The 3,509-nt window shown below is 28.1% G+C and carries 5 protein-coding genes; 4 read left to right on the top strand and 1 reads right to left on the bottom strand.

All coding sequences use genetic code 11. The features are described from left to right. Both AC15TD_RS13100 and AC15TD_RS13095 read left to right on the top strand, forming a co-directional pair. Nucleotides 1-464: DUF805 domain-containing protein (locus AC15TD_RS13100; RefSeq protein ID WP_484452605.1), on the top strand; the 464-nt coding region annotated here is incomplete at its 5' end. A 386-nt stretch (nt 465-850) separates the two neighbouring features. Further along, complete coding sequence (locus tag AC15TD_RS13095) at nt 851-1,159, top strand: hypothetical protein (protein ID WP_484452604.1); 309 nt, start codon at nt 851-853, stop codon at nt 1,157-1,159. A 228-nt stretch (nt 1,160-1,387) separates the two neighbouring features. Here the strand turns inward: AC15TD_RS13095 and AC15TD_RS13090 are convergent, their stop codons facing one another. Then, a complete protein-coding gene (locus AC15TD_RS13090) occupies nt 1,388-1,735 on the bottom strand; it encodes a hypothetical protein (RefSeq protein ID WP_484452603.1) in 348 nt (115 codons plus the stop codon). 534 nt (nt 1,736-2,269) lie between these two features. Here AC15TD_RS13090 and AC15TD_RS13085 point away from each other — a divergent pair. After that, the gene (locus AC15TD_RS13085; RefSeq protein ID WP_484452602.1) at nt 2,270-2,428 is read left to right on the top strand and encodes a hypothetical protein; all 159 of its coding nucleotides are present in this window, start codon (nt 2,270-2,272) and stop codon (nt 2,426-2,428) included. Between the two features lie 675 nt (nt 2,429-3,103). Further along, complete coding sequence (locus tag AC15TD_RS13080; RefSeq protein WP_484452601.1) at nt 3,104-3,373, top strand: hypothetical protein; 270 nt, start codon at nt 3,104-3,106, stop codon at nt 3,371-3,373. The last annotated feature ends 136 nt before the right edge of the window (nt 3,374-3,509 follow it).

The raw sequence follows: 3,509 nt of genomic DNA, 5'->3' as shown, positions 1-3,509 counted from the left end.
CAATCCCATTTTCATCCCTTTTTTCTATCTGGGTATTGCTAGCAGGAATTGTAAAGCGTTTCCATGATAGTAATGTTAGCGGAAAAGTGTTAATGCCATACGGAATTTTATGGTTAGTTGTTGTTGTTTTATCAGTAGTCTTTGTTTTTTTCTTCTTTCTTGGTGCAATGTCAGGAGGCAATAGCCAAAACGAGTTTTATGATCAATTAGTAATATTTATTATTCCCATTATGATTTTTCTGCTTTTGCCGATTTATGCGGGATTAAAGCCCAGCTCACCGGGTGAAAACAAATATGGACCACAACCAGGGGCATCTACACTAAGTATAAGGAACAAAACAATGATTGGTGTTGGTGCTGTACTTGTTGTTATTGTTTCATTGTGGATGAGAGGTGGTATCTCATTCAATAATCAGGAGCCACCCAGAGAACCGGAACATATTGAGGTAATTGAAAATGAATAAAAACCACACGTAAAAAAAAACTCAGTTTAGAAACGAGTTTCATAGTTAAGAACTAAACTAGTATATGGATAAACCATTACGGTTATTTCTTAGATTACTATCTTAATAAAGATATTCGCAATAACTGATATTCCATAGATAAGTTCTTTGTTGAGGTTGTTTATGATGCTAAACATAACACCATAACAGAAGTAAAAAGTTTTAAATACGGACATAGTCTTGACAAGTATGCTCCAAAGTTTTAAATATTCCCATACGGTATTCCGTAACATTTTTCATTAGATTATTTATAGTATTGTTTATTGATGAATTAAGATTCATAAACATAACATTTGTCATAAAATACTTTCAATTAGTTGGTTATATTGCTTTGTAAAATTTTTATTATGAGTAAATATCTAGAGTTACTTCATTTCAAACATGATTTAGGTTTAATTAGTGAGGAGTATTTAGAAGGTGAAGAAAGCCATTATAATTCACAATTAAATACATCATGGAAAGATATGCTTGACAAACGAAGTGAACGCCAATTAATATTAATGGAAAAAGATAAAAATTGGTTTATAGCAACAGAATTATTGTCAAAGATAAAAGACATTAAAAAATCAAACAATACTATAAAAGGCTGGATAACTTTTATAGGTGTTCTAATTATTATTGGAATTATTGCCAATATTGTACTATATTTTTTGTAATATTATTCTTACTACTTTTGCGATAATATACTTAACTTCTTATAAATCAGATGTTGTATTGTGTTAGATGTTAGAGATGATAAAAGAACTCATTTTAATAGCGCTGGCAAGGCTTTATCGTGTTTTGACTGCATACATTACAATACTTTAAACGTATTAGAAAGACGCTCTAAATTGCTTTAAATGACCTTTAGATGGTTAAAAACAGTTAGGAGATAGAAGAGTGAATTAATTGCAGTCTTTAACGAGCCATGATTTCTCTGCGTCATTAACAATATATACATTGCCTAAAGATTCGCCATTATTACTAACAAAACCGACTAAATTCACAAGAACACATTCTCCAATTTCAGCGTCATTCAATATAACTTCTATACCATCAATTGCAATAATGAAATTAGCTCTACTTACAATTTCTGAAGCAGTAATTTCAGGGCTATCTTCACAATCACTTGATAAATGATATTGTATTTCTGGGTAGCAAAAAGCTTTAATTCCAAAAACATCATCAATTCTACTGGCAGAATCACAACTGATTAAAATTGTGGTCAATAAAAAGAAGATTAATTTTCTCATAGTTTTGGGTTAGTTTCGTGCAAGTTAGACTATTAATATTCAGCAAGCAGCATAGCGAAGCGTCTTTATGAAAAGAGATGTTTATGTGAGTGTAAGTTTGTTAATTAATTATTGGTACAGAACCTCTAAATCTTTATAAGAATTTTGAACTTGTGTACTCTTTATTAATGTAAGACTTGAGCGAAAGCCACAAAGCGAAAGCGAAAGGTGTATTTCTTTATTTCTTGTTTGATTTTTACTTTTTATTAATCTTAAATAGCGTAAAACCTTATGCAATTATTAATTCAACTATAATTAAATCAGATGTTGAAATATGGTAGATGTTAGAGATGATAAAAGAACTCATTTTAATAGCATTAGCAAGACTATACAGCGTTTGGACTGCATTACATTACAGACTAATTACCATCGCTCAGATAGGCTGAGAATAAGCTTAAATGACCTTTATCTTTTGTGTTTTTACATGACAAAAGTCATTTCAAATTTTATGGTAAAAGAATAAATTTAGTTTTCCTCTAAAGCAGTAAAAACGATATGGAAACTCAAGACTACAGCAATGAACTATTAAAAAATGTTAAGAGCATAAAAAAGAATGTTCAGTTTATAACGTGGCTAATAATAATTAGTATCGCAATAGTTGTTATTGATGCCATTTTAGGAATGTATGGATATTACATTTTTAGTAACTGGTGATAATTATAGTAATTGATTTTATATGTATTTGCCTATAATATGTTTTTGTACTATAATTATATATATGTATAATAAATTTTACCTATAACGTGTAAACCTTTGCTATCACTAAGAAAACTGAAGATTTGAAAAAAGGTAAAAATCAAGAATTTGAAAATCACTAAAAAACAGCTATAAGAAACGATTATAGTTTATTAGAACGCTTTAAAATGCGTTAAAATGATATGACGGTTTTTCAGTTAGCACAAAAAAAACACCAAATAACTACCTTTTTATAGTACCTAATACTACACAAACAAAACAATGCATTAGAACGCACCTAAATGCGTTTTGGAGTATGTATTAAAACAAGTTGAAACACATAATTCATTTTAAATATACAAAACATAAACGAGTTGTAAAACAACAAACAGTTATGATTTTATTTGATATTTATACTTGTTTAGTATTTAAACATGAGCACCTCTTAAACAGACTTTCATGTAAAATGGATAGTAGAAATAGTAATATATTCATCCTTGAAATTTCATTTTGTTTCAGTTTAGTAAAATATCTTTTTGTTTAAATATGGCTTATAAAATTTATAAATTATTCTGAAAACAAGTTCATAATTTAATTAAAGTATTACTACAATCATAGGCAAGGACTAAACATCATATTCAATAATTTTGAAATATGGTTTTCTCAAATTATTATAAAGGTGTTTTAAGTACTCAAGGTGTTCCACATTTAAACGTTGAACAGCATAGACGATTATTAAATATTTTAGCCTTAGAGATTGAACTAAAAATAATCAATGATTTAAAAGAAAAGATTAATAGTTCAGACGACTTATACAAACTTTATGTCAAAGGCAATAGGTTAGAAAAACAATTAAAAGACCTTTACAAAACCACTACTCCAAAAGAAATATTATTTGATATGATTGAGAAATCAAGGAATTAATTCAACTAATCTGTTATGGAGTTTAACAACTTATAAGATATTTAATATATTAGTATTAAAGTGTTGGTATAGTTAAGCCAACATTTCTAATATATTATATTTCATTAATTTGGTTTGATATGGGTTTAAACAAGAG

Source organism: Yeosuana sp. (genome assembly GCF_057126245.1).
Note: the sequence above shows the minus strand (reverse complement) of the source record. Positions and strands in the feature narration are given on the sequence as shown.